This window comes from Streptomyces sp. NPDC090022 (assembly GCF_044748145.1).
Taxonomy (GTDB): domain Bacteria; phylum Actinomycetota; class Actinomycetes; order Streptomycetales; family Streptomycetaceae; genus Streptomyces.
Window position 1 is genome coordinate 1,993 of the sequence record NZ_JBIVFN010000056.1, and the last position, 3,233, is coordinate 5,225.

The 3,233-nt window shown below is 56.8% G+C and carries 1 rRNA gene; it reads left to right on the top strand.

The features are described 5' to 3' along the window. Nucleotides 1–83: 83 nt before the first annotated feature. Nucleotides 84–3,201 (top strand): 23S ribosomal RNA (locus ACIPXB_RS37035). Nucleotides 3,202–3,233 lie beyond the last annotated feature (32 nt).

Consider the following 3,233-nt stretch of genomic DNA (forward strand, 5'->3'; position numbering starts at 1 on the left):
CCGGTGAACCTGGTCCTTTTGGGAGCAGGGTGATGGGTGGCTGGTCGTTGCTTGAGAACTACACAGTGGACGCGAGCATCTGTGGCCAAGTTTTTAAGGGCGCACGGTGGATGCCTTGGCACCAGGAACCGATGAAGGACGTGAGAGGCCGCGATAGGCCCCGGGGAGCTGCCAACTGAGCTTTGATCCGGGGGTGTCCGAATGGGGAAACCCGGCAGTCGTCATGGGCTGTCACCCACTGCTGAACACATAGGCAGTGTGGAGGGAACGAGGGGAAGTGAAACATCTCAGTACCCTCAGGAAGAGAAAACAACCGTGATTCCGGGAGTAGTGGCGAGCGAAACCGGATGAGGCCAAACCGTATGTGTGTGAGACCCGGCAGGGGTTGCGCATGCGGGGTTGTGGGAATGAGCTTTCACGGTCTGCCGGCTGTGAGGCGAGTCAGAAACCGTATGGATAGGCGAAGGACATGCGAAAGGTCCGGCGTAGAGGGTAAGACCCCCGTAGCTGAAATCTGTACGGCTTGCTTGCTCATCTCCCAAGTAGCACGGGGCCCGAGAAATCCCGTGTGAATCTGGCGGGACCACCCGCTAAGCCTAAATATTCCCTGGTGACCGATAGCGGATAGTACCGTGAGGGAATGGTGAAAAGTACCGCGGGAGCGGAGTGAAATAGTACCTGAAACCGTGTGCCTACAAGCCGTGGGAGCGTCGGATACCTTCGGGTATCTCGTGACTGCGTGCCTTTTGAAGAATGAGCCTGCGAGTTAGCGGTGTGTAGCGAGGTTAACCCGTGTGGGGAAGCCGTAGCGAAAGCGAGTCCGAATAGGGCGATTGAGTTGCACGCTCTAGACCCGAAGCGGAGTGATCTAGCCATGGGCAGGTTGAAGCGGAGGTAAGACTTCGTGGAGGACCGAACCCACCAGGGTTGAAAACCTGGGGGATGACCTGTGGTTAGGGGTGAAAGGCCAATCAAACTCCGTGATAGCTGGTTCTCCCCGAAATGCATTTAGGTGCAGCGTCGTGTGTTTCTTGCCGGAGGTAGAGCACTGGATAGGCGATGGGCCCTACCGGGTTACTGACCTTAGCCAAACTCCGAATGCCGGTAAGTGAGAGCACGGCAGTGAGACTGTGGGGGATAAGCTCCATGGTCGAGAGGGAAACAGCCCAGAGCATCGACTAAGGCCCCTAAGCGTACGCTAAGTGGGAAAGGATGTGGAGTCGCAGAGACAACCAGGAGGTTGGCTTAGAAGCAGCCACCCTTGAAAGAGTGCGTAATAGCTCACTGGTCAAGTGATTCCGCGCCGACAATGTAGCGGGGCTCAAGCGTACCGCCGAAGTCGTGTCATTGCAGCAATACTCCCAACGGAGGCTGTGATGGGTAGGGGAGCGTCGTGTGCCGGGTGAAGCAGCACCGGAAGGTAGTTGTGGACGGTTCACGAGTGAGAATGCAGGCATGAGTAGCGATACACACGTGAGAAACGTGTGCGCCGATTGACTAAGGGTTCCTGGGTCAAGCTGATCTGCCCAGGGTAAGTCGGGACCTAAGGCGAGGCCGACAGGCGTAGTCGATGGACAACCGGTTGATATTCCGGTACCCGCTTTGAAACGCCCAATATCGAGCCCATTAATGCTAAGGCCGTGAAGCCGCCCTGGACCCTTCGGGGAAAGGGGAGTGGTGGAGCCGCTGACCCAAGGTGGTAGTAGGTAAGCGATGGGGTGACGCAGGAAGGTAGTCCAGCCCGGGCGGTGGTTGTCCCGGGGTAAGGGTGTAGGCCGAGGGGTAGGCAAATCCGTCCCTCATATAAGGCTGAGACCTGATGCCGAGCCGATTGTGGTGAAGTGGATGATCCTATGCTGTCGAGAAAAGCCTCTAGCGAGTTTCATGGCGGCCCGTACCCTAAACCGACTCAGGTGGTCAGGTAGAGAATACCGAGGCGTTCGGGTGAACTATGGTTAAGGAACTCGGCAAAATGCCCCCGTAACTTCGGGAGAAGGGGGGCCATCACTGGTGATCGGATTTACTCCGTGAGCTGGGGGTGGCCGCAGAGACCAGCGAGAAGCGACTGTTTACTAAAAACACAGGTCCGTGCGAAGCCGTAAGGCGATGTATACGGACTGACGCCTGCCCGGTGCTGGAACGTTAAGGGGACCGGTTAGTGACCTTTCGGGGTTGCGAAGCTGAGAACTTAAGCGCCAGTAAACGGCGGTGGTAACTATAACCATCCTAAGGTAGCGAAATTCCTTGTCGGGTAAGTTCCGACCTGCACGAATGGCGTAACGACTTCTCGACTGTCTCAACCATAGGCCCGGTGAAATTGCACTACGAGTAAAGATGCTCGTTTCGCGCAGCAGGACGGAAAGACCCCGGGACCTTTACTACAGTTTGATATTGGTGTTCGGTTCGGCTTGTGTAGGATAGGTGGGAGACTTTGAAGCCGTGACGCCAGTCATGGTGGAGTCGCCGTTGAAATACCACTCTGGTCGTGCTGGATGTCTAACCTCGGTCCGTGATCCGGATCAGGGACAGTGTCTGATGGGTAGTTTAACTGGGGCGGTTGCCTCCCAAAGGGTAACGGAGGCGCCCAAAGGTTCCCTCAGCCTGGTTGGCAATCAGGTGTTGAGTGTAAGTGCACAAGGGAGCTTGACTGTGAGACCGACGGGTCGAGCAGGGACGAAAGTCGGGACTAGTGATCCGGCGGTGGCTTGTGGAAGCGCCGTCGCTCAACGGATAAAAGGTACCCCGGGGATAACAGGCTGATCTTCCCCAAGAGTCCATATCGACGGGATGGTTTGGCACCTCGATGTCGGCTCGTCGCATCCTGGGGCTGGAGTCGGTCCCAAGGGTTGGGCTGTTCGCCCATTAAAGCGGTACGCGAGCTGGGTTTAGAACGTCGTGAGACAGTTCGGTCCCTATCCGCTGTGCGCGTAGGAATATTGAGAAGGGCTGTCCCTAGTACGAGAGGACCGGGACGGACGAACCTCTGGTGTGCCAGTTGTCCTGCCAAGGGCATGGCTGGTTGGCTACGTTCGGGAGGGATAACCGCTGAAAGCATCTAAGCGGGAAGCCTGCTTCAAGATGAGTATTCCCACCTCCTTGAGAGGGTAAGGCTCCCAGTAGACGACTGGGTTGATAGGCCAGATGTGGAAGCCCGGTAACGGGTGGAGCTGACTGGTACTAATAGGCCGAGGGCTTGTCCTCAGTTGCTCGCGTCCACTGTGTTAGTTCTGAAG